This window comes from Massilia sp. BAP21 (assembly GCF_057801335.1).
Genome location: NZ_CM173596.1, coordinates 1,734,791 through 1,757,999, shown reverse-complemented (window position 1 = coordinate 1,757,999; position 23,209 = coordinate 1,734,791). Strand labels below are relative to the sequence as shown.

Sequence of the window (23,209 nt, the reverse complement as noted above, 5' to 3'; positions counted from 1 at the left end):
TCGGTATCCTGAAGTGGCAAAGACACCATCCTACATCGCCCCGGAAAACCACGCTGGCGCCACCTGCTCATGCGTGGCGGCCGCCCGTGCTTGACGCCAGCCCTGCGCCGTCTTATAAGCCATGCTTCACCGTACAAGCCATCCATGACCGACCCAGCCGACAAAGCCGCCGCAGCAGCCGCAACAGCCGAACGTGCACGCCAGCGGTCGCACCGCTATGCGCGCCTGCTCGACGGCCTGCGCGCGTTCGTGCAGGCCGAGCGCGAGGCGGCCCAGGAACAGCTGTTCGAGGTCTGGCGCCAGCCGCTGGCGGACCGCCTGGCCAAGGGCTTGTGCCAGCGCTTCCTGAAACTCGAAAACGGCCCTGACACCGGCACCGTCTGGGCCTATACCGACGGCACCGACTCGCGTTTCCGCCAGGGCGACCTGGTCTGCCTGCACGGCGGCTCGCCGCTGACGGCCATGATCGCGCGCGAAGCCGCCTTCGAGGCCGAGGACGAAGACCGCTGGCTGCTGCGCGTGCGCCAGGCCAGCATCATCGTGCGCGAATTCGGCGACACGCCCTGCTACGTCGACCCCGACGACTTCGACCTGTCGACATACTACGACCAGGTGCTGGAAGACATCGGCCAGGCGATCCCGCCCTCGCGCGCGCATTACACGCTAATGCCGCTGCTGGACGGACGCATCAGCGACGCTTTCGACCCGCGCGACTTCGAGGAAGCCGAAGCCGCCGCCCTCGCCGCCGGCCTGAACGCCGCCCAGGCCGAGGCGGTCGGCAAGATCCTCGCGGCCGAGCAGGTGGCCTGCATCCAGGGCCCGCCCGGCACCGGCAAGACGCGCGTGCTGGCGCTGGCGGCGCGCCTGCTGGTCGAGCGCGGCGAGCGCGTGCTGGTCACCTCGCACACCCACATGGCGATCAACAACGCACTGAACAAGATCGCGGCCCAGGGCGTGAAGACGGCGAAGATCGGGCGTGGCACGCAAGCGCTCGGCCTCGAGGGTGTGAGTGGCGCCGACAGCTTCGCCGAATGGCATGGGCGGCCCGAAGGCGGCTACGTGGTCGGCGCCACGCCGTTCGCCACCTGCACCTACCGCCTGGAGAACTGCGAGTTCGACACCATGATCTTCGACGAGGCCAGCCAGGTGACGCTGCCGATGGCGCTGATGGCGATGCGGCGCGGCAGCCGTTTCGTGTTCATCGGTGACCAGAAGCAGCTGCCGCCGGTGCTGCTGGCGCGCTCGGTGCTCGAGGATATCCCGGGCTCGATCTTCGCCAAGCTCACCGCGCACAACGTCGACAGCGTGATGCTGACCGATACCTACCGCCTGAACGCGGAACTGACCGCCTGGCCGAGCAAGTCCTTCTACGGTGGCCGCCTGCGCGCGGCGGGGCCGAACCGCGAACGCAGGCTGGTGCTGGCCGAACGCGCCAACCAGGACGTGTTCGACGCGGTACTGCGCGACCCGGCCAGCGCCGTCTTCATCCCGACCACCGACCCGACGGCGCGCAGCCGCAACCCGCAGGACGCTGAACGGGTGGCCGGCCTGTGCGCCGCGGCGATTGCCGGCGGGCTGGCGCCGCACGACATCGGCATCGTCACACCCTTCCGCGCCCAGGGCCGCACGGTGCGCCGCGTGCTGGCCGAACACCTGGGCTGGCACACGGCGCAACAGATCGTGGCCGACACCGTCGAGCGCATGCAGGGCCAGGAGCGCGAACTGGTGATCCTGTCGCTTGCCGCCGGCAACCTGCGCTTTCTCGCCGCGGTGGCCGGCTTCTTCTTCCAGCCCGAGCGCCTGAACGTGTCGGTCACGCGCGCCATGACCAAATTGATCATCATCGGCCCCGAGCTGCCGCCCGAATTCCAGGCCATCGACGACGAAATGGCGCGCTGGCTGGACCTGTACCGCAGCCTGCTGGCGCAGGCACGGCGCATCGAGTTATAAGCATGGCCCTCTTCATTCCCGAATGGACGCGCGCCAGCGGCCACCAGTTGCAGCTCAAGCGCGTGCTGAACGCGCTCGACGAAGCCAGCGTCGTTCGACAACCCTTGCGCAAGCCACAGCGCGGTGAGACCGGTACGCCCGAGCTCTTCATCGAGCATCCCGAGCGCGGCTGGCTGGCGCTGGCCGTGGTCGACACGCCCTTCGACGCCCTCGACGGCGCCCAGCTGTTCGCGAACGACACCCGCGCCGCCTTCGAGGCCCAGCTGGCAGCCTGGCGCGCCGCGTTGCCGCCGGCCTTGCCGCTTCTGGTGCTGCTGTGGGCCTGCAGCGACGACGAAGCGCACACCCTGGCGCGCCAGCTGGGCGAGCAGCCGGCCCTGCACCTGCTGGCGCGCGAGGGTTTACTGGCGCGCGGCGCGGAAGCACTGGCGGCGCTGCAGCGGCCCGTCTCGCCGCAGGAAGACGAAGGCCTGCGCACCCGCTTCTTCCCCGAGTCCGCGATTGCGCTGGCCTCGGTGGCGCGGCGGCGCTTCCTGCGCAACAACCAGGCGCAGCTCTTTCTCGACGCCCAGCAGGAATGGGCTTCCAAGCTCGATCTCGATCTCGATCTCGAGCAGGAGCTGGCCCTGCCCGACGAGCAGGCCGCCGCCGCCGCGGATTTCGCCGTGCGCCTGGTGAACGGCGTGGCCGGCAGCGGCAAGACCCTGATTGCGCTCAGCCGCGCGCTGCTGCTGGCGCGCCTGCATCCGCGCGAGCGCGTGCTCATCCTCATCCACAACACGCCGATCGTGGCCGACATCCGCGAGCGCCTGCACCGCGCCAACGGCAGCCTGCCGCGCAACCTGGAGATCACCACGTATTCGGCCTGGGCCCACCGCCAGTGGCGCCGCCTGTACCGCGCGCCGCTGGCCATGCCGTCCGACCCGACGCACCTGCCGCAACTGCTGCGCCGCCTGCGAACAGGCTGGCCGGAGCTGAAGCTGCCTGATGCCCAGCTGATCGAGGAGTTCGACTTCCTGAACGAGATGCTGGTGGCCAGCGAAGCCGAGTACATGGACACCAGCCGCGCCGGCCGCGGCTTCGCGCTGCGGGCCAGGGAGCGCAGCGAGGTCTGGCAGCTGTTCACGGCCACCACGGCCGCGCTGGAAGAACAGGGCCTGCGCCTGTGGAGCGCGGTCGCCACCGACATCTGCCGCGCGCCAGACCACGCGGCCCTGGAGCGCTACGAACACATCCTGGTCGACGAAGCCCAGTTCTTCGCGCCGTCCTGGTTCCACACCGTGAAGCTGGCGCTGCGCCCGCAAGGCCGCCTCTTCCTGTGCGCCGACCCGAACCAGGGCTTCATGAAGAGCCGCCTCAGCTGGCGCAACGCCGGCCTGGACGTCACCGGCCGCACCAAGAAGCTGCTGCGCTCCTACCGCACCACGCAGGCGATCCTGCACACGGCCGGCACGCTCTTGAACCGCACGGTGCAGGACGATCCCGAGCACTACCTGGCGCCCGACTATGCCGGCATGGAGCAGGGCGCGCCGCCGATCCTGCTGCGCGTGGCCTCGCCCCAGGATGCGGTCGACCGCGCCGTCAACGAGATCGTGGCGCTGGCCGCGCGCCACAAGCTGCCGCTGTCGAGCTTCCTGGTGATCTACGGCGCCGGCACGCCGAAGAAGCTGCTCTACGAACGCCTGTGCCGCGCGCTGGGATCGCAGCGGATCTGGTGGCTGAACAAGGACAAGAAGCAGCCGCCGGCCGGCTACGGCCCCGACTACCTGCGCCTGGCGAACCTGGAAACGGCCACCGGGCTGGAAGGCGCGGTGGTGTTCCTGCTGGGGATGGAGGATTTGCTGTTCGACGGCGCGCCCGGACAGGAAGCCGATGCGCGCAAGCTGTACATGGCGATGACGCGGGCCAGCCACCGGCTGGTGATGCTGAGTTGCGGGGAGCTGCCGGCGGATGCGGCGGCGCTGTTCAGGTTGGAGGCGTGACGCATGTATGTGGGCGTGGGCGTGGGCGTGGGTTGAACGCGTGGACGGCGCAGGCATTGCCGCCATGCCGCGTGCAGGGCGGAGCCGTCCACCCTACATGCATTACCTTCCGGCGGCGGCGTTGTCGAGTTCCGTCAGCTGCCTGATGCGGCGCGCGGTGAGCAGGGCGCGCAGGCCGGAACCGGGCAGCGCCGGGTAGCGGATCGCGCCGAACAGCTCCATCGCATCGCGGTAGGCGAGCCAGGCGTGCTGGGTCTTTTCGACGCCGGTCTTGCGGATCGAGCCGAGATAGGCGCCGCTCGCCGGGCGGTTCAGCATGAACTGGCGGTAGAGCGCATCCATCTTCTTTTCCAGGCTGGCGAATTCCGCTTCCGAGAAACGCGGCCCGCGGCCCGCCTCGAAATCCAGCACGTCGGCGGCAAAGGTATCGAGTTCGGCAGTTTGGGTTTCCAGTTGTAGCGAACGCGCCGCGCCACTGTCCTTGTCGGTTTCGTAATCCATGCGGTGCTGGGCGAAATACTGCGCCGCCTTGCTCGCCATCTCCAGGCCCAGTTGCTCCTTTTCGGTCCAGCCGCGCGACAGGGTGGCCAGCTGGGCGGCGCGCTGTCGCTTGTTCTGATGCATGCGCTGGCGCTCGCGCACCGCGCCGCACTGGCCGCGCATCTCGGCGCTGGCCACGTCGTCGCACAAATCGACCGGCCCCGGCTCGCGGTTCGCGGCCACGCGCTGCAGGTGCTGGACCCGGCTCTTCATTTCATTCACCGGACTCTGGATGCTGCAGGCGTGGCGCGTGGCCAGGGCCAGCTGCGGCCTGGCGCCGTGGCCGTTCGCATACAGCATCATCAGCACGCCGTGGGCGTTCGTGCGCGCTGCGCAGGCGTGCACGCGGCGCCAGTCGGCCTCGCGCGCATCGGGAGCGCCGAGGGTATCGTAGTAGAGGGCGGAGGCATCGCAGCGGCCGGATTCGGTGGCGGCCGGCGGCGGCTGGCGCGGCTTTTCGGCGCGTACGCGCAGGCACTGGCGGTACCAGTCGCTCCCGCGCAAAACCTCCGGTGGCGCGCCATACACGTTCGGGTAGGGCGCGGCGGCGGCGTTGGCGCCGCCCCGGAGCAGTGCCGGGAGCAGTGCCAGCAGCAGGGGCCAGGATGCGTGCGTCATCGCGTTCTCCTCGGTGTCGGGTTAAAGGTTTCCAATCGAAGTTTCCAGTCGGAAGCTTCAACGCTACCGTGAGCCATGCACAGGAGTTGTGATATGGCGCAAGACGGCCAACCCGGGCGCAGTGTGTGGCGTGCCTGCGGCATCATGTTCCTTTGAACATGGACCAGGAAGGAGCATTGATGAGTGCGCACAATTTCCGGATCACCCTCGAATACACAGGCGGCAAGAAGGAAGCCGATCCGCCGGCGCCGCTTTCCTTCGAGGTCGGCAACCACGACGACATCTTCGAGATCATCGCCCGGGTACGCGCTGCGGGGCGTTTCGAACACGACGAAGCGGCTGCGCTGGCACTGGGCATGAAGCTGTTCAGCGAAGTCATGCTGGCGCACCGCGACGATCCGCTGTTTGCGCCGATTGCCGCTGCCTACCGCGAGTACATCGCGGCGTTCAAGGCGCAGATGCGCACAGCGGGCGAGGCCGGCAAGACCGGCGAGGCCGGCTAACTCATCTGCTGCTCTGCAGCAAAATCGCGCCAGCCGGACCTTTGTCCGGCTTTTTTATGCCTGCGAAAAAGAACAATGTGTCGCCGTTTCTGCAAGCCTTCGTCACACTCTCTTACATTCGAGTGAGCAAAAGTAGCTTGCCGACATGCAAGACGAATCACACCTCGTAACCCTCTGTTAACAGTTAAAAAGTTGACTGTGAACACCACGCAACGCGCATAATTTTTTTCCGCATGGAAAATGCAAAAGCGCGGCCAGATGCGTAAAATTGCCTCCCATCAGCTTCCTGACGCCAACTTTTTCGGTTGGCGTTTGTTTTTTCTGCCCCAGTTAGCAAGCTTTTACGAATGGCAGAGCAGCTGAAAAAAATTCTTCCAGGCGGAAACTTTCCGATTGGATCGCACTCTTAAGAAACTCCTGTAGCCACAGGCTCTTACAACTAGATTCATACCAAATGCAAACTACTGTTCCAGCCGTTGATACCCTGAACACCGCAAGCGCCGCCGGCACTGTCGTCGCCTCGCGCCGCAGCAAAGTCTTCGCCCAGATCCAGAACCTGTCGCTGCCGGTGATGTTCACCATTTTCGGCGTGATCATGGGCTCGTGGGCCGGTCGTATCCCGGCCATGGCCGCACGCCTGAACATTTCGCACTCGTCGCTGTCGATGGTGCTGCTGTGCGGCGGCGTCGGCGCCCTGCTGTCGTTCCCGGTCTCGTCCTTCCTGATGCGCCGCTGCGGCGCCCGCAAGACCATGCTGTACTCGGGCCTGGCCCTGCTGGCCGTGCTGGTGGCGATCGGCATCGCCCCGACCGTCGCCAGCGTGATGGGCGCCGTCCTGATGCTGGGCATCACCGCCAGCACCTACGACGTGGCCATGAACGCCGCCGCCAGCAAGCGCGAAAAAGCCACCGGCAAGTCGGAAATGTCGATGCTGCACGGCCTGGCCTGCGCCGGCGGCCTGGCTGGCGCCACCCTGGGCAGCGTGATGGCCGGCATGAAGATCGCGCCTGCGATTCACTTCATGATGGTCGCCGGTCCGATGGCCGCCATCCTGTGGGCTGCCTCGCAAGTGCTGAACATCGCGGACGAAGCCGAGCAAGTGGAAAAGAAGAAGTTCGCCCTGCCGCGCGGTCCGATGGCACTGCTGGGTCTGCTGGGCTTCCTGGGTTCGATGTCGGAAGGCTCGATCGCCGACTGGAGCGGCGTGTTCCTGAAAGAACACTTCAACGCCACCGACGGCCTGGCGCCGCTGGCCCTGTCGTGCTTCTCGGTCATGATGCTGCTGTCGCGCCTGGTTGGCGACAAACTGAAGACCCGCTTCGGCGCCCAGCGCCTGGTGACCGTCGGCGCAGTCGTCTCGGCCATGGGCCTGTTCTTCGCGGTGATGGCGCCGAGCGCCCACGCCGCACTGGGCGGCTTCGCGGTCGCCGGCCTCGGCCTGTCGCTGCTGTTCCCGTTCGTGTTCAGCGCCGCCGGCGCCCAGGGCCCGATCGCCCTGGCAGGCGTGGCCAGCATGGCCTACAGCGGCACCCTGATGGGCCCGCCGGTGATCGGCGCCATCGCCAGCCACGTCGGCATGCAGATGGCCATCGGTTATGTCGGCGTCCTGTCGATCGTGATCGCCCTGGTTGCAAGCCGCACCAAGCTGCTCAAATAAGCAGTCAATCTTCCTGAAGCAGTACCCCACGGCGCCGGCTGAGAGCAATCTCAGGCCGGCGCCGCTTCTTTCAGCCACTGCCGTGGCGACATGCCCACCATTGTCGTGAACGCGCGCGTGAATGCCGGTGCGCTGGTATAGCCCGCCTGGGCGCTGACCACCTTGACCGGCAGGCCCTTGCGCAGCAGGTTCTGCGCCATGCCGATGCGCCAGCGCGTCAGGTATTCGCCGGGCGGCATGCCCACCACGTTGCGGAAGTGCTCGGTAAAGCGGGCGCGCGACATGCAAGCCAGGCGCGCCAGCGAGGTCAGCTGCCAGGGTTCGTGGGGACGTTCGTGGATCGCGGCCAGGGCCAGGGACAGCTGGCGGTCGGCCAGGCCCGCCAGCAAACCGACCGACATCTCTCCCTTGTCGAACTCATTGCGCAAGACCTGCACCATCAGCACGTCGCACAGGCGGTCGAGGATCACCTCGCGACCCTGGCTGGGGCTGGCCGCCTCGGTGAACAGCAGTTCCAGGGTCTGGCGCAGGGCGCCCATCTCGTTCAGCGGCTGGTACAGGCGGTCGGGCAGGGCGCGCGCCAGCGGGTTGGCACCGCCATCCTCGAAGCGGATGTGGGCGCACAGCAGGGTGGCGCCGGCGCCGTCGGGGATTTCCAGCGTATGCGCGCTGCCGCGCGGATAGAACACCATCGCCGGCTCGTCCACGCGCAGCGGCTCGGCGCCGTCCTGGCGGAAAACGACCGTACCGGAACGGACCAGGTGCAGCTGGCCCGCGGCCGGGTCTTCCGGAAAAGCGTTGGCGTCGCAGAAGACGCCGTTGAAAAACACACGTGCACGGAACGAATAACGGCCCACCAGCGACGAGATCTTGTCCATAGAAATGAGAATTTGACGAATTCCCTATCTATTCTGGACGATTTGCTAAGTCTTGGAAAGCGAATTGCCAGTTTTCCGTGCCTTCAGGATAAAAATCCTGACAATGCGTTGCTTCTTTTCATCAAATCCGTTAAATCACCAGGCGTCCGGCCACAGGCTGCGGTGCAGGGCGTCCACCTGCTCCGGCGGCAGGCGCGGTTCGCGCTGCGCCGTCAGCAAGCCGTTCTGCTCGTGCTCGACATCGGTGAGCTGGGTGTAGCACAGTCCGGCCAGGAAGGAGAGCGAACCCAGGCCCTGCATCAGCATGCGGTAGCGCTGGCCCAGCTCGTCGACATCCCCGACGTTGCCGTAGTGGTCGTACAGGCGGTCGCGCCGCCGCTCGGGGCCATCGGGCTTGAGCAGGTAGCCACCGACTTCGGAAAACACGATCGGCTGGCCACGGTACTGGGCGCCGGCCAAAAAGAGTTCGCGCGCCTTGTGCCAGCCGGTTTCCGGCGGCAGGCCGGTGAGCAGGGTGCCGGCATAGCGCTCCAGCAGCTTTTCCACCGGATGCGAATAATCGTGGATGGTGCAGATGTCGGTGACGTCGGTGTGCTGCCAGCCGTCGTTGTCGATCACCGGGCGGGACGGATCGACCATGCGCGTGCGCGCCACCATGCGTTCCAAGAAATCGTGCTGGTGCGGGTGGCGCGTGAGTTCCGGGAAGCCAAAGCTTTCCACCACCGGCACCCAGCCGACGATAGCCGGGTGATTCGCGTCACGCAGCACGGCGCGCAGCCATTCCAGCTCGAGCCGCTCTTCCGACTCCTCGGACCAGGAGCGCGCGTTCGGCATTTCTTCCCACACCATCAGGCCCAGCACGTCGCACCAGTAGAGCCAGCGTTCGTGCTCGATCTTCTGGTGCTTGCGCACGCCGTTGAACCCGAAGCGGCGCGCCCATTCCACATCCGCGCGCAAGGCTTCGTCGGACGGCGCAGCCAGCAGGGTGTCGGGCCAGTAGCCCTGGTCGAGGGCCATCAGCAGGAAGGTGCGCTTGCCGTTCAGGTGGAAGAAGCCGTCCTTCAGTTCGATCGAGCGCAGGCCGGCGTAGGCCTCGACCGTGTCGACAGGCTGGCCGCGATGCAGCAGGCGCACGCGCAGCTTGTACAGGTGCGGCGAGGCGGGCGACCAGGGGCGCGGGTCCGGCACCTGGGTGCGCAGGTCCAGGCTGGCGCCGCGGCTGGCAACGCGCGCCGTGGCGCAGACCTGTTCCGAGTCCAGGCTCTCCAGTACGTCGAGCTCGGCTTCCCATTCGCTGGCGGGGCCGTGCAGGTGGACGGTCAGGGCCAGCGTGCCGTCCGGGTGCGCTTCGTGGATGCGCAGGTGGTCGATGCGCAGCGCCGGTACCGGTTCCAGCCAGACGTTTTGCCAGATGCCGCTGGTGCAGTAGTAATAGATGCGCACCGGCGTGCCCGAGGACGACTGCTTGCCGCGCGGTTGATACGGGTCCTGGCGGTCTTCCACGCGCAGGGTGACGCGGTTGGCTCCCGGCTTCAGGTAGGGCGCGATGTCGAAGGAAAACGGCACGTGGCCGCCGCGGTTGCGTCCGGCAACGCGGCCGTTGACCCAGACATCGGCGCGGTAGTCGCAAGCGCCGAAATGCAGCAGCAGGGCGCCGTAGTCCCAGCCTTCGGGCACCTCGAAGCTGCGGCTGTACCACATGATCTCGTGGATGTCGCGGGTGCCGATGCCGGAGGCCTGGGATTGATAGGGGAAGGGCACCAGGATCTGCCGGGGAAGCGCGCGTCCGTCGAACCAGCGCTCGTGCAGGCCGGCGTCCTGGTCGTCGAAAGCGAATTCCCACCAGCCGTCGAGGCTGGCCCATTGCTGGCGCACCATTTGGGGGCGCGGGTGGTGCGCGCGGGGGTCTACAAACGTTTGCATGATGGTCGTGAAAACAGGGTGGGGGAGGGGCGGAATGCGGTATTCACTGCGTATTTGCGCTCTCGTAAAGTACACTCCAATGGCGCAGAACTTTCAAGCCCCCACCTGCCTCCAATGATGAGCCGAGCAAACCTGCTCGCGACAAGGAGGCGGCGATGCTGCACGAACCCGATGTACGCTCGATCACCCAGTATCACGACGCGGTATTGCGGCTGTCCGCCACCGACGCGCCGGTGCCGATCACGGGCCGCGGCGCCTGGCCGGCCATCGCCGCGAACCACGAATTTAATCTGCTATTGTGGCGAGAAGAAGACAAGGCACGCCGGCGCGACGTAGCCGCGAGCGAAATCGCCGCCAGCAAGCGCCACATCGACGCCTACAACCAGCAGCGCAACGACGCCGTCGAATCCATCGACGAAGCCATCCTGGCCGCGCTGGCGCAGGCCGCCGTCGTACCCGCTCCCGGCGCCTGGCTGTCGAGCGAAACCGCGGGCGCCATGATCGACCGCCTGTCCATCCTGGCCCTGAAGATCCACCACATGCGCGAACAGACCCGCCGCGTCGACGCCGGCAGCGCCCACGTCCAGGCCTGCGCCGCCCGCCTGCAGCGCCTGCAGCAGCAGCGCACCGACCTGGCCGGCTGCCTGGAACGCCTGCTGCGCGAGGCGGAAATCGGGCGCGCCTGGTTCAAGGTGTACCGGCAGTACAAGATGTACAACGACCGTTCCCGTTCACCCAGACTTACCAAAAGCTACACATAGTTAGCTCTTGCGCTGGCTTCCTGCTTCACTGGAGCCGGTTCCACCCTGCGCCTCAGGCACAGGGCCAGCGCCTTCTCCTCCACAGGCCGATGCGGTGGAACTCACCGCCATGTTTTTCAAATTGATTGCTGCATTAATGTCGCGGTCGTGCAGCGCCCCACACGCCGGACAGGACCACTGGCGTGTTCCCAGATCGAGCACGTCGAGCTGATGTCCGCAGCCTGAACATGTCTTGCTGCTGGCATACCAGCGGTTCACGATGACGAGTTGACTGCCACGCTGTTGTGCCTTATACGCGAGCTGACGCCGTAGTTCGGCAAACCCCATGTCGGCAATAGCACGTGACATGCAGCGGTTGGCGAGCATGCCCTTGACGTGCAAGTCTTCGATGCCGATGGTGTGGAAGCGCCGGGTGATAGCTGTGCTGAGCTGATGCAAGCTGTCGGCACGCACGTTGGCGATCCTGGCATGCAAGCGCGCCAGCTTGGTTTTCGCCTTGCTGCGATTGCGTGAGCCCTTCACCTTGCGCGACAGATTGCGTGATAAGCGCCGCAGACGATCCAATAAAGTTCGCAATGCTTTCGGTCCGGCTACGGTTTCTCCGGTCGATAAAGTCGCCAAATGCGTCACACCAAGGTCAATACCTACCGCGCCTCCGTTTTCAGCGTGCGGTAGCGGTACTTCCGGGATGTCGACTGTGATGCTGGCATACCAGTGATCGGCCGTGCGCGAGATCGAGGCTGAGGGAATTTTCCCTGTAAAGCGCAAGGCTTCGCGCATTCTTACCCAGCCGAGTTTCGGAAGTCGAATGCGCTTGTTCTCGACGCGGAACTGGTCGCTGGTCAAGGCGAACCGGTCATCGCGGCCCTTGCGTCGGAACTGCGGGTAGCGTGCCCGTTTTTCGAAGAAATTCTGGAAAGCACGGCCGAGCTGGATGATTGCCATCTGCGGTGCGCTCTTCGTTACCTTCAGCATCCACGGAAACTGCTGACGTTTAATCGCGTTGAGCTGGCGCCGCAATGCCGCTTCATTTGGCTTCGGCAAGGCTGGGTCGGCTTTATACGCCGTGTACTGGCGCTGCCATTCGGCTAGGGCCCAGTTGTAGGCAAACCGGGCAGTTCCGGCCGCACGTGCCAGATACGTAGCCTGGAGATTGTTGGGATCGAGACGGATACGGTGGGCTAGGAACATTGTGTCTCCTTTATCGCATGCTCCATGCCGTCGATTAGTTTCTGATTACGGTGACCGCGGCTTCCGTACAGGCGGGCGGAAAACACGGTGATGATCTCGAGTACATCGGCCACCAACTCCTCGGTCCTGAGCGGCACCAGCTGGCTGCGGGCCTCCCAGCGCCGCAAGGTGCTGGTCGAGACACCGAGTGCTTTTGCAGCCAAACTGATGGAGACGACTTTATTCATAATGCGTACGACTGCGCATACTTGAACATGTTCCCTCATTCTTTTACAAGCCCTGCCTGTACGGGCAAGCGCGCAACTCCGGGCGGGCTGCGCCGTGAAGGGCGAGCGATGATCGGCCTGTAGCATTCGCCTACCAGTACGGCCACATTCCCGCCCTGCGCTGCCGGCCGGGGGCGGTCCCGGCCAGCAGGGCGCGCGCATGCTGGAGCACGGCGGCCGAGCGCTGGGCGTCCGGGTCCCAGATGCAGCGGTGGTTGTCGCGGTCGAGCGGGGCCCAGCGCGCGATGTCGGCCTTGCTGAAGATGACCACGCTTTTCAGGCGCAGGCCGGCGGCCATGTGTGATACGCCGGTGTCGTTGCAGACCAGCAGCCGGGCCTGCTTCATCAACACCGCCATCGCCCCGATCGAGATCGGCGCAGCCGCATTCACGGCGCGCGCCTGCATGTGGCTTGCCACTTCCGCGGCCAGGTCGGCTTCGTCTGCCGAACCGGTCAGCACCACGTCGACCCCGAATTCGGCCGCCAGGCGGTCCGCCACGTCGGCGAAGCGGCGCGCCGGCCAGCACTTGTCGCGCTTGCGCGCGCCGGGATGCACGCAGATATAGCTGCCGGGTTGCAGGCCCGTGGCGATGCCGCTCGCTTCGAGTTCCTGCCGGTCTTCCGCGGCCAGCGGGAATTCCAGGTAGTCGCCGACCGCGCTGGCCCCCAGCCGCTGGACCAGGTGCAGCAGCCGTTCGGACTCCGCGCCGACTTCGGGGTAGGGAAACAGCACAGTGCGCTCGGTGGCAATTGGTTTGCCCTGGCAGTGGCCGGCCACGGCTTGGGCGCCGAAGCCGGCGACGATCTCGTTGCTGATGCCGCCATTGCCGTGCAGCTGCAGCGCCAGCGTGAAACGCCGCGCGCACATGCTGGCGTAGAAGGGCGTCAGTTCCGCGTGCCGCACCGGCTGCTCGGGCAGCAGCGGATGGCCGGGAAAGGGCAGGAAATCGTCGATGTAGTGGCGAAAGCGCGCGGCGAACTGGCTGGCCCAGGGCAGGCCGACCAGGGTGATGCGCGCATGCGGCAGCGCCGTGCGCAGCGCGCGCAGGGCCGGCACCGCGCACAGCATGTCGCCCAGGTGCAGGGCGCGGAACACGGCCACGGAATCGATGTCGAGCCGGTGGAAAAGCGGACGGCGTTGCACGGTTTCCTCCATCAATGACTATCCTGGCAGCGCAACGCGGCAGGTCATGCTCGGCCGACAGCGCATGCCAGCCCGCCGGAATCGCAACGGCGGCCATCGACGATCTACGGCTTCGCGGAAAGGACAAGGAATCAGACGCGCTGTTCTCTGGTCGTCTGGATGAGCGTTCCAGCCCTACTTGGAGCGCGATGCACAGCGATTAGTTCGGCACGGTTTTCAAACAGGCGCGGGCGGGCGCGCACGGCTCGCGGTATCATGAAAAACATCTTCTCATCCGAGCCTCGACCACTGTCCATGCTGCATACGCCTTCCACTTTCACGGCGCTGATGGCGCCGCAAGCCCATCCCGCTCCGCTCACCTTCCTGTTCCACGGCGGCCGCCTGCTGGTGCGCGAGCACGACCTGGCGCTGCCCGACGCCGCGGCCCTGGCCACGCTCGACCTCGACCCGGCGCACATGCAGCCGGTCGGCCTGTTGGGTGATCGCTATTGCCAGGCTGGATGGAGCGAAAGCGAAGCGGCGCCGCCGGGCCACGCCTGGCGCGGCCTGCGTTCGCTGTTCGGCGACATGGACGAGGAACGGCTCGGCGTGGCCGGCCGCGCGGCCCAGATCGCCGAATGGGCGCGTACCCACCGTTACTGCGGCGCCTGCGCGCATCGCATGGAACGCCTGATGCACGAACGCAGTTTCAAGTGCACCCACTGTGGCCACCTGGCCTACCCGCGCATTTCGCCGGCGATGATGGTCCTGATCAAGAAGGACGACAAGGTGCTGCTGGCGCTGCACCATGCCTCGGCGGCGAAGCGTTTCACGCCGCTGGCGGGTTTCCTGGAGGCGGGCGAATCGATCGAGGAAGCGATCCACCGCGAAGTGATGGAAGAGGTGGGCTTGCGGGTGACGAACCTGCAGTATTTCGCCAGCCAGTCATGGCCTTTCCCGCATTCGCTGATGATCGCCTTTACCGCCGACTACACCGGCGGCGAGATCCGCGTGGATGCCAGCGAAATCGCCGAGGCGCGCTGGTTCGGACCAAACGACGAATGGCCGGAGCGCGTGCCGCACATCTCGGTGTCGAGTGTGCTGGTGGACGCGCACCGGCCGCCTGGAAAATAACAGCTCAGCTTTCGGTCGCCGCCGGTAACGCCGGCGCGCTGCGTGCCGGAAGCAGTGCAACGGCCGGGGCCACGGCTACCGCAGCAGCCGGCATGGTGCGCGGCGCTTCTTCCGGCCGCGCGCCGGTCCCGCGCAACTGCACCGCGCGCTGCAATAAATCGAACCAGAACGGCGCGCCGAACAGGGTGGTCGCCGCCGTGATCAGCCAGCCGGCCGCCTGCAGGGCAAAGGCGGTATCCCACACCGGCGGAAAACTCGTCCAGCCGATCGGCAGCGCCCACAGCTTGCTCAGGGTGGCAGCGTCGAGGGCGCCGGGCACGGCATCGATGTGGGCCGCCAGCTGGGGCTGCTGCCAGAGGGTGCGGAACAGGGAGATGCTGTCGATGTTGAACATGATCGCCAGCAGCAGCGACAGCAACAGCGAGATCAGCAGCTGGCGCCGTTTATAGGCGCCGGACACGCGCTCCATGGCGTTGTCGAACCAGCCGGCCACCAGCGCCTGGAAGCGTTCCAGGTCGCCGCCGGCGCGCGCGTACAGGGCGTGCAGTGCACGCCGCACCTGCGGATCGGCGATGCCGTCGATGTCGGCGCCCAGGCGCGCGAAGTCGCCCGGAACGCGCTGTATGCTGTCGATCAGCGCAATCGCGAACTGCGCCGGTTCGATGTAGGATGGGCGGGCCGCAAGGTGGCGCTCGTCGACCGGCGTGCCGTTGCTGTGCGGGTTGACCAGGGGATGGGCATAGACCATCTGCGCCAGGGCGTCGAAACGCGGGTCGTTGAGCATGCTCTTGATGCCGGCCAGCAGGGTGTTGGCGCGCAGCCGGAAAGCCGCCGCCAGCGCTTCCTGCAAGGTGGCGACGATCAGCGCCACGGTGCCGTAGCAGAAGGTCAAGCCAATTGCCAATTCCAGTACCGAACTTCCGAACATAGCGCCTCCCTTTCGCAAGAAAACCTGTCCACGCTAGCGCATCGGCGCAACAGAGGAGTCCGTTTTGCTCAAGAAATCGGCAGGCGCCGGAAGGCTCGGCGCATTTTCTATATACTGGCGGCAATCGATTTTTTAGGGTATGTCATGTCTGACAAAGAAGCATTTACCGAACAGGATTGGCGCCGTCTGCTGACCAGCCTCGGTGAAGATCCAAACCGTCCCGGCCTGCACGAAACGCCTGCGCGCGTCACCAAGGCCTGGAAACACTGGACCTCCGGCTACGGCCAGGACCCGGTCGAAGTCCTGAAGGCCTTCGAGGATGGCGCCGAGCAGTACAACGAACTGATCGTGGTGCGCGGCATCCCGGTCTACAGCCATTGCGAACACCACCTGGCGCCGTTCTTTGGCAAGGCCACCGTCGGCTACCTGCCGAACGGGAAGATCGTCGGCCTGTCGAAGCTGACCCGCCTGGTCGACATCTTCTCGAAGCGCCTGCAGGTGCAGGAACGCATGACGATGCAGATCGCGAATGCGCTGATGGAAGTGCTGGAACCGAAAGCCGTGGGCGTGGTCGTCAAGTGCCGCCACATGTGCATGGAAAGCCGCGGCATCCGCACCCAGGGCGAGGAAACCATCACCTCCTGCATGCTGGGCGAACTGCAGCCGAACCTGGCGCTGCGCACCGAGTTCCTGTCGCTCGCACGCGACTAAATCAGGGGCCAACCCGGCCCGCCGGGAACCTGTTCATTAACTTCGCCCTCAAAGGAGGTTTAGGGGGCGAACGTCATGGCCCGGCCCGAATTTCCCAGCGATATAGCCCGCGAGCAGTTCGAGCTCGTGCGCGACACACTTGAAGCGGCGCGCCGCAAGACGCGTCCGCGCAAGCACGATTTGTACGACGTGTATTGCGCCGTCCTCTGGTTCCTGCACACGGGGGCTGCCTGGCGCAGTCTGCCGCGCGAGTTTCCACCCTGGCGCACCGTGCACGAATATTTCACGCAATGGACCATGCTGCGCAACGGCGAGCGCTCGCTGCTCGAGCAAACGCTCGACACGCTCGGGCGCGACGTCGAGCTGGCCCAGCTGCAGCGGCTGATGCGGCCGAGCTGAGTGCGCTCAGCCGTGTGGCGCGTTTGCGCTGGAATTGTATAAACTGATAACAACAGCGATCATAACAGCCTGTGCCGTGCAGCCAGTTCCTGCCTTGTCACATTCTGTTGCGATTTCAAGCCGTGCGCGCCGAACGGCTGAGCTACGCTGGAGCTATTGTCTTTCTTTCACGCCGGCGCCCCGATGTTCGACCAACTCAACCTGTACCTGTTTTCACTGATCAATTCCGCACCCGGCCTGGAAGGCTGGCGCCTGCACGGTGCCGTGTTTGCCGCCGAATGGGTGATCATGATCCTGCCGCTCGGCCTGGTGCTGATGTGGATAAACGGCGATACCGCCGGGCGTGAAGCCGCCGTGCGCGCCTTCCTGGCCGCCGTGATCGCGCTAACGCTCAACAAGATGATCGGCCTGGCGTGGTTCCATCCGCGCCCTTTCATGGCCGAGGTCGGGCAGACCTTCATGTTCCATGCGCCGGACTCGTCCTTCCCGAGCGACCACGGCACCAGCATGTTCTCGGTGGCACTGGCACTGGCGTTCGGACCGTTGCGCGAAGCACGCCGCTTCGGCATCGCCTTGCTGGCGCTGGGTGTGGTGGTGGCCTGGGCGCGGGTGTTCCTGGGTGTGCATTGGCCGCTGGACATGGCCGGGGCATTGGTCACCTCGAGTGTGGCGGCTTTGCTGGTGAATACCAGGACCGGCCAGGCGCTGGCGGCGCTGGTGGTGCCGCAGATGCAGGTAGTGTATCGGCGCGTACTTAAAACGCCGATCGCCCGCGGCTGGCTGCGCCCCTAGCGCACCAGGTCACTCGGTCGGCGCTTCCGCCTCTTCGAACACCAGCTGCTTGTTTTCGTCGAAGTGGAACAGGCCGAGCGGCTGCCCGGTCACCTGCTCGGGTTCTTCCATCTGGCTGCAGCCCCCGGTCTCGAAGCGCCAGGCCGTGTCGCCGGCGCGGATCGTGTAGACGTTATCCCCGGAGCCGAACAGTTCGAGTTCCACATCCGACACCGGCAGCGTGGCCAGCTCGAAGCGGCGCTGGCAATCAGGCATGCGCGCCGCGATCAGGTCCAGCGTGACTTCCTTCTTCCAGAACTGCTCCTGCACCGCGCGCACGGTCAGCGCGTGCGTATTGCCCTCGATGTAATACGTGGCCGAGTCGTCGACGCAGCCGGCCAGCAGCAGGGGAGTCAACAGGAGAAGTTTTCGCATGCAAGGTTCCATGGTCCGGCGCGACATAGCGCCTCAGCCAGTATAGAACGGCCTCTCCGCGCGCCGCAACTGCGCAGTCGAATCCTCCCGGACTCCCCGCTCCGGCGATTTGGGCCATGATGAAGCCGTTGTCGATTTCACCAGTCAGCGCATCCATGAAACAGCCCGCATACGAAACGCTGGAAGCCCGCGGCGCCAAGCCGGTCAAGATGTGGACCCGCGGCGTGCCGGTCGAGGAAGCCGCCAGGGAGCAATTAAGCAAGCTTGCCCAGCTGCCCTTCATCTACCATCACGTAGCCGTCATGCCCGACGTGCATCTCGGCAAGGGATCGACCATCGGCAGCGTGATCCCCACGCTCGGCGCGGTCATTCCGGCTGCCGTCGGCGTCGACATCGGCTGCGGCATGATGGCTGCCAAGACCACCCTGCGCGCGACCGACCTGCCCGACAACCTGGGCAAGCTGCGCAGCGCCATTGAGCAGGCCATCCCGCACGGCATGTCGCACAAGACGCGCAATGCAAAGGGGCGCGACGTCGGTTCCTGGGACCGTCCGCCGCCGCCGGTCGACGCCGGCTGGGCCAAACTGAAGGACGAATTCGACGCCCTGTGCCGCAAGTGGCCCAAGCTGCGCGGCACGAATAACTACAAGCACCTCGGCACCCTGGGCAGCGGCAATCACTTCGTGGAAATCTGCCTGGACGAAGACAATTTCGTGTGGCTGATGCTGCATTCCGGCTCGCGCGGCGTGGGCAATGCCATCGGCACCCATTTCATCGAGCTGGCCAAGCAGGACATGCGGCGCCACATGGTGAACCTGCCCGACCAGGACCTGGCCTACCTGGAAGAAGGCACCCAACACTACCAGGACTACATCGAGGCGGTCGGCTGGGCCCAGAAGTTCGCCCGCACCAACCGCGAAGTGATGATGCAGAACCTGGTCCACGCGGTACGCAGCGTGATCACCAAGCCTTTCGAGACCCACGTAGAGGCAGTCAATTGCCATCACAACTACGTGCAGCAGGAACGCCACTTCGGCCGCGATGTGCTGATTACCCGCAAAGGTGCGGTCTCGGCAAAAGCCGGAGAACTGGGCATCATTCCCGGGTCGATGGGCGCAAAAAGCTTCATCGTGCGCGGCAAGGGCAACCCGGAAAGTTTTAATAGTTGCAGCCATGGCGCAGGACGCACCATGAGCCGCACCGAAGCCAAGCGCCGCTTCACCCGCGCCGACGTCGAACGTGCCACGCAGGGCGTGGAATCGCGCAAGGACGACGGCGTGATCGATGAAATCCCGATGGCCTACAAGGACATCGACGCCGTCATGCAGGCCCAGGACGAACTCGTGGAAGTGGTGCATACCCTGAAGCAGATCGTCTGCGTGAAGGGCTGAAGCCAGGGATGGAACCACCCCAATAACCTTAGCGAAGAGTAGACGATGCCAGACGACGAACTGACCCCGCTGGCGCCCGTGGCGGCGCCGTATGTTCCACCGCAGCCGCTGACGCTGCGCATCAACGGAAGCGAGCATCAACTGCACCTCGAGCCGCGCGTGAGCCTGCTCGACGCGCTGCGCGAAACCCTGCACCTGACCGGCACCAAGAAGGGCTGCGACCGCGGCCAGTGCGGCGCCTGCACGGTATTGGTCGACGGCCAGCGCATCAATTCCTGCCTGACCCTGGCAGTGATGCACGACGGCCGCGAGATCACCACCGTCGAAGGACTGGCCCAGGATGGCCAGCCGCATCCGGTGCAGCAGGCCTTCATGGACCACGACGGTTTCCAGTGCGGCTACTGTACGCCGGGCCAGGTCTGTTCGACCGTGGCCCTGCTGCGCGAGATCGCCGAAGGCCAGGCAAGCGCGGTTACCCGCGGCGAATGCCCGCAGGGGCTGGACGAGGACGAGATCCGCGAACGCATGAGCGGCAACCTGTGCCGCTGCGGCGCCTACCAGAACATCGTGGCTGCGATCCGCACCGCGGCGGCTGCGCCGGTCAACTGAGGAGAGGCCATGCATTCGATTTCCTACGAGCGGGCGCGCGACGTCGCCCACGCGGTCGAGCTGGCGCGTGCGCCTGGGTCCAAGTTCATCGGCGGCGGCACCAATCTGCTGGACCTGTACAAGAGCGGCGTCGAACGCCCGACGCGGCTGGTGGACGTCAGCCGCCTGGCGCTGAATGCCATCGAAGAATTGCCCGACGGAGGCGTGCGCATCGGCGCCATGGCCAGCAACACCGCCGCCGCGAACCACCCGCTGGTGCGCGGGCGCTACCGCGTGCTGTCGGAAGCGATCCTGAACGGCGCCTCGGCCCAGCTGCGCAACATGGCCACCGTCGGCGGCAATTTGCTGCAGCGCACGCGCTGCTATTACTTCACCGACCCCACCTTTAAAAGCTGCAACAAGCGCGACCCGGGCTCGGGCTGCGCCGCCATCGACGGCTTCAACCGCATCCACGCCATCCTCGGCGCCAGCCCGGACTGCATCGCCACCAACCCGTCCGACATGGCGGTGGCCCTGGCGGCGCTCGACGCCACGGTGCGTCTCTCCGGCCCGAACGGCGAACGCAGCGTGCCGATCGCCGACTTCCACCGCCTGCCGGGCGACACGCCGCAGTTCGATACCGTCATCGAAGACGGCGAGCTGATCACGGCGGTGGACTTGCCGGCGTCGCCCTTCGGCGCGCAGTCGCACTACCTGAAGGTGCGCGACCGCGCCAGCTATGCCTTTACCCTGGTGTCGGTGGCGGCAGCACTGGATATCCAGGATGGCATGGTGCGCGACCTGCGCCTGGTACTGGGCGGCGTGGCGCACAAGCCCTGGCGCGCGCAGGAGGCCGAGGATGCGCTGCGCGGCCAGTCCTTGAGCGAGGAAAACCTGCGCCGCGCGGGCGAGCTGGCCGTTGCCGGCGCCCAGGCGCAGGCCCATAACGGATTCAAGATCGCACTGGCGCAGCGCGCGGTGGTACGGGCGCTGCAGGTGGCCGCAGGCATCACCGGACCGGCTGCAACGGAACAGGCAGGAGAATCGGCATGAGCATCATCGGCGCACCCATCAATCGAGTCGACGCCTGGGCCAAGGTCAGCGGCGGCGCCCGCTACTCGGCCGAGCATCCCGTAGACAATCTTGCGCATGCCGTCATGGTCACCAGCACGGTGCCGAACGGGCGCATCACCCGCATCGACGCCGGCGAGGCCGAGGGCGTGCCGGGCGTCCTCTACATCATGACGCACGAAAACGCCTTGCGCCTGCCGCAGGAAACGAAGGAGGGGAAGGTCTCGCCGCCGATCGGCCGCGTGCTGTCGCTGCTGCAGGACGATCAGGTTCACTACAACAACCAGCCGATTGCCGTGGTCGTGGCCGAGACCTTCGAGGCCGCGCGCGAGGCTGCGGCGCGGCTGCGCATCGAGTACGAACGCACGCCGGCCCAGCTCGACTTCGAGGAAGCGAAGCAGCACACCCATCCGCCGGAAAAGGTGCTGACCCAGAAACCCGATACCCAGCGCGGCGACTTGCAAGCCGGCCTGCTGTCGGGCAGCGCGCGCATCGACGCCAGCTACCGCACGCCGGTCGAGAACCACAACCCCATCGAGCCGCACGCGACAATCGCGGCCTGGGACGGCGACCATCTCACCCTGTACGACTCGACCCAGTACATGAAAGGCGTGCAGCGCACCGTGGCCGGCACGCTCGGTATTCCGGAAGACAAGGTCACGGCGCTGTGCCCGTATGTGGGCGGCGGCTTCGGCTGCAAGGGTTCGGTGTGGTCGCACGTGGTGCTGGCGGCGATGGCCGCGAAAGGCGCGGGGCGCCCGGTCAAGCTGGTGCTCGACCGCAACCAGATGTTCGGCCCGGTGGGTGCGCGACCGGTCACCGACCAGCGCATGCGCCTGGCCGCGATGCTTGATGGCCGGCTCACCGCTACCGCCCACGACACCGTCGCCTACACCTCGATGATCGAGGACTGGATCGAGCCCTGCGGCCTGATGACGCGCATGATGTACGAAGTGCCGAACGAGGAAACCACGCACCGCCTGGCGCGCATGAACCTGGGCACGCCGACCTTCATGCGCGCGCCGGGCGAAGCCTCGGGTTCGTTCGCGCTGGAGTCCTCGATGGATGAGCTCGCCTGCGAGCTCGGCATCGACCCGCTGCAACTGCGCCTGCAGAACTACACCGAGCGCGACCCCGGCAAGGACTTGCCGTTCTCGAGCAAGTCCCTGCGCCAGTGTTATGAAGTCGGCGCCGAACGCTTCGGCTGGAGCCGGCGCAACCCGCAACCGCGTTCGATGCGCGCAGGCGACAAGCTCGTCGGCTTGGGCATGGCAACGGCCACCTACCCGACCAACCGCTCGAAAGGCGCGGCCTCGGCCACGATCGATGCGGATGGCATGGTGGTGGTGCGCTCCAGCACCCAGGACCTCGGCACCGGCACCTATACCGTGATGACCCAGGTGGCGGCCGAGGCGCTCGGCTTGCCGGTAGACCGTGTGCGCTTCGAACTGGGCGACTCGCGTTTGCCGGAGGCGCCGGTCTCGGGCGGCTCGACCACGGTGGCCAGCGTGGCGCCGGCGGTGAAGGCTGCGGCGCATGCCCTGAAGCTCAAGCTGGTCGGCATCGCCGTCGCCGACGAGCGCTCGCCATTGCACGGTGCGCTGGCCGATGAAGTCGAGATCGATGGCGGCCGATTGTTCCTGCGCGGCGATGCGGCAAAAGGCGAATCGATGACCGACATCGTCGTGCGCCATGGAGGCGCGGCCATCGAGGCCCGGGCCGAAGCCGATCCCGGCGACGCCAGCAAGAAGTATTCGATGCATGCCTTTGGCGCGGTGTTCGTCGAGGTGCACGTCGACGAAGCGCTGGGCACGGTGCGTGTGCCGCGCGTGGTCGGCGTGTATGGCGTGGGCAAGCTGATGAATGCCAAGACCGGGCACAGCCAGCTAATGGGCGGCATCGTCTTCGGGCTGGGCATGGCCCTGTTCGAGGAAACGGTATTCGACCTGCGCGACGGGCGGGCCGTGAACGGCAACCTGGCCGAATACCACGTGCCGGTGAATGCCGACATCGGCAGCATCGAGGTGGAAGTGGTGGATGAGGACGATCCCCATGTTAATCCGCTGGGGGCGAAAGGGATCGGCGAGATCGGGATTACGGGCGTGGCGGCGGCAGTGGCGAATGCCGTGTATCACGCGACCGGGAAGCGGATACGCGAGTTGCCGATCACGCTCGATAAGTTGCTGTAAGCTGTTGGTTTCAATGGGTGCGCGCATGGCGATAGCCGGTGCGGCACCTACGCACTCAACCGTACGATGGGGTCATTGATGCCGGGGGCATCAATGACGAAGTGCCCACGCGGTTACGTGCGTCTCCTTCAGCTGTTAAAGGTGAAATGTCGCTCGCGCCATCACCGCCAGTCGCCCGCGTTTGCATCGCGTTTGTTTGC

The 23,209-nt window shown here is 66.0% G+C and carries 19 protein-coding genes and 2 pseudogenes; 13 read left to right on the top strand and 8 right to left on the bottom strand.

All coding sequences use genetic code 11. From position 1 onward, the window contains the following. Positions 1–144: 144 nt before the first annotated feature. Positions 145–1,950 (top strand): DEAD/DEAH box helicase, encoded by a 1,806-nt coding sequence (locus tag ACWYRN_RS07695; protein WP_488691863.1) that lies wholly within the window; start codon positions 145–147, stop codon positions 1,948–1,950. A gap of 2 nt (positions 1,951–1,952) precedes the next feature. Then, positions 1,953–3,932, top strand: a complete 1,980-nt coding sequence (locus tag ACWYRN_RS07690) for a UvrD-helicase domain-containing protein (RefSeq protein ID WP_488691862.1) — start codon at positions 1,953–1,955, stop codon at positions 3,930–3,932. 102 nt (positions 3,933–4,034) lie between these two features. Here the strand turns inward: ACWYRN_RS07690 and ACWYRN_RS07685 are convergent, their stop codons facing one another. Next, positions 4,035–5,090 (bottom strand): hypothetical protein, encoded by a 1,056-nt coding sequence (locus ACWYRN_RS07685; protein WP_488691861.1) that lies wholly within the window; start codon positions 5,088–5,090, stop codon positions 4,035–4,037. A 179-nt stretch (positions 5,091–5,269) separates the two neighbouring features. Here ACWYRN_RS07685 and ACWYRN_RS07680 point away from each other — a divergent pair, with 179 nt between their 5' ends. After that, on the top strand, positions 5,270–5,593 hold the full coding sequence (locus ACWYRN_RS07680) for a DUF3861 domain-containing protein (protein ID WP_488691860.1): 324 nt from the start codon (positions 5,270–5,272) through the stop codon (positions 5,591–5,593). Between the two features lie 454 nt (positions 5,594–6,047). Further along, positions 6,048–7,250, top strand: a complete 1,203-nt coding sequence (locus tag ACWYRN_RS07675; RefSeq protein WP_488691859.1) for an MFS transporter — start codon at positions 6,048–6,050, stop codon at positions 7,248–7,250. A gap of 50 nt (positions 7,251–7,300) precedes the next feature. Here ACWYRN_RS07675 and ACWYRN_RS07670 read toward each other — a convergent pair whose 3' ends face one another. Next, complete coding sequence (locus tag ACWYRN_RS07670) at positions 7,301–8,128, bottom strand: AraC family transcriptional regulator (RefSeq protein WP_488691858.1); 828 nt, start codon at positions 8,126–8,128, stop codon at positions 7,301–7,303. A 135-nt stretch (positions 8,129–8,263) separates the two neighbouring features. Further along, positions 8,264–10,051, bottom strand: coding sequence for a glycoside hydrolase family 2 protein (locus ACWYRN_RS07665; protein ID WP_488691857.1), 1,788 nt, complete (start codon positions 10,049–10,051; stop codon positions 8,264–8,266). 155 nt (positions 10,052–10,206) lie between these two features. Here ACWYRN_RS07665 and ACWYRN_RS07660 point away from each other — a divergent pair, with 155 nt between their 5' ends. Beyond that, on the top strand, positions 10,207–10,812 hold the full coding sequence (locus tag ACWYRN_RS07660; RefSeq protein WP_488691856.1) for a DUF4254 domain-containing protein: 606 nt from the start codon (positions 10,207–10,209) through the stop codon (positions 10,810–10,812). On the opposite strand, the gene ACWYRN_RS07655 is transcribed toward ACWYRN_RS07660, so the two are convergent. The 3 genes and pseudogenes from ACWYRN_RS07655 to ACWYRN_RS07645 form a co-directional block, all read right to left on the bottom strand. After that, positions 10,813–12,003, bottom strand: coding sequence for an RNA-guided endonuclease InsQ/TnpB family protein (locus ACWYRN_RS07655; RefSeq protein ID WP_488691855.1), 1,191 nt, complete (start codon positions 12,001–12,003; stop codon positions 10,813–10,815). Beyond that, positions 11,994–12,125 (bottom strand): annotated as a pseudogene (locus tag ACWYRN_RS07650) (IS607 family transposase); the annotation flags it as partial. The gene ACWYRN_RS07655 and the pseudogene ACWYRN_RS07650, both read right to left, overlap by 10 nt. A gap of 235 nt (positions 12,126–12,360) precedes the next feature. Continuing rightward, positions 12,361–13,413, bottom strand: coding sequence for a glycosyltransferase family 9 protein (locus tag ACWYRN_RS07645; protein ID WP_488691854.1), 1,053 nt, complete (start codon positions 13,411–13,413; stop codon positions 12,361–12,363). A 294-nt stretch (positions 13,414–13,707) separates the two neighbouring features. Between ACWYRN_RS07645 and nudC the strand changes: the two genes are divergently transcribed. Continuing rightward, on the top strand, positions 13,708–14,526 hold the full coding sequence (nudC, locus tag ACWYRN_RS07640) for an NAD(+) diphosphatase (RefSeq protein WP_488691853.1): 819 nt from the start codon (positions 13,708–13,710) through the stop codon (positions 14,524–14,526). A 4-nt stretch (positions 14,527–14,530) separates the two neighbouring features. Here nudC and ACWYRN_RS07635 read toward each other — a convergent pair whose 3' ends face one another. Then, positions 14,531–15,454, bottom strand: coding sequence for a hypothetical protein (locus ACWYRN_RS07635; protein ID WP_488691852.1), 924 nt, complete (start codon positions 15,452–15,454; stop codon positions 14,531–14,533). Between the two features lie 144 nt (positions 15,455–15,598). Between ACWYRN_RS07635 and folE the strand changes: the two genes are divergently transcribed. The 3 genes and pseudogenes from folE (at position 15,599) to ACWYRN_RS07620 (ending at position 17,356) form a co-directional block, all read left to right on the top strand. Further along, entirely contained in the window at positions 15,599–16,165 is a 567-nt protein-coding gene (gene folE, locus ACWYRN_RS07630; protein WP_229436553.1) for a GTP cyclohydrolase I FolE, read from the top strand. 75 nt (positions 16,166–16,240) lie between these two features. Next, positions 16,241–16,516 (top strand): annotated as a pseudogene (locus ACWYRN_RS07625) (transposase); the annotation flags it as partial. Between the two features lie 231 nt (positions 16,517–16,747). After that, a complete protein-coding gene (locus ACWYRN_RS07620) occupies positions 16,748–17,356 on the top strand; it encodes a phosphatase PAP2 family protein (RefSeq protein ID WP_488691851.1) in 609 nt (202 codons plus the stop codon). A gap of 9 nt (positions 17,357–17,365) precedes the next feature. On the opposite strand, the gene ACWYRN_RS07615 is transcribed toward ACWYRN_RS07620, so the two are convergent. Continuing rightward, entirely contained in the window at positions 17,366–17,770 is a 405-nt protein-coding gene (locus tag ACWYRN_RS07615) for a hypothetical protein (RefSeq protein WP_229436555.1), read from the bottom strand. Between the two features lie 155 nt (positions 17,771–17,925). Here ACWYRN_RS07615 and ACWYRN_RS07610 point away from each other — a divergent pair, with 155 nt between their 5' ends. The 4 genes from ACWYRN_RS07610 to ACWYRN_RS07595 are packed head-to-tail and all read left to right on the top strand — an operon-like array spanning position 17,926 to position 23,009. Further along, on the top strand, positions 17,926–19,161 hold the full coding sequence (locus tag ACWYRN_RS07610) for an RtcB family protein (protein WP_488691850.1): 1,236 nt from the start codon (positions 17,926–17,928) through the stop codon (positions 19,159–19,161). Between the two features lie 45 nt (positions 19,162–19,206). After that, a complete protein-coding gene (locus tag ACWYRN_RS07605) occupies positions 19,207–19,770 on the top strand; it encodes a (2Fe-2S)-binding protein (RefSeq protein WP_488691849.1) in 564 nt (187 codons plus the stop codon). Positions 19,771–19,779: 9 nt separating this feature from the next. Then, positions 19,780–20,802: an FAD binding domain-containing protein gene (locus ACWYRN_RS07600; RefSeq protein WP_488691848.1), complete on the top strand. Its 1,023-nt coding sequence runs from the start codon at positions 19,780–19,782 to the stop codon at positions 20,800–20,802. Continuing rightward, a complete protein-coding gene (locus ACWYRN_RS07595) occupies positions 20,799–23,009 on the top strand; it encodes a xanthine dehydrogenase family protein molybdopterin-binding subunit (RefSeq protein WP_488691847.1) in 2,211 nt (736 codons plus the stop codon). The genes ACWYRN_RS07600 and ACWYRN_RS07595 overlap by 4 nt, the downstream gene beginning before the upstream one ends. Positions 23,010–23,209: the final 200 nt, after the last annotated feature.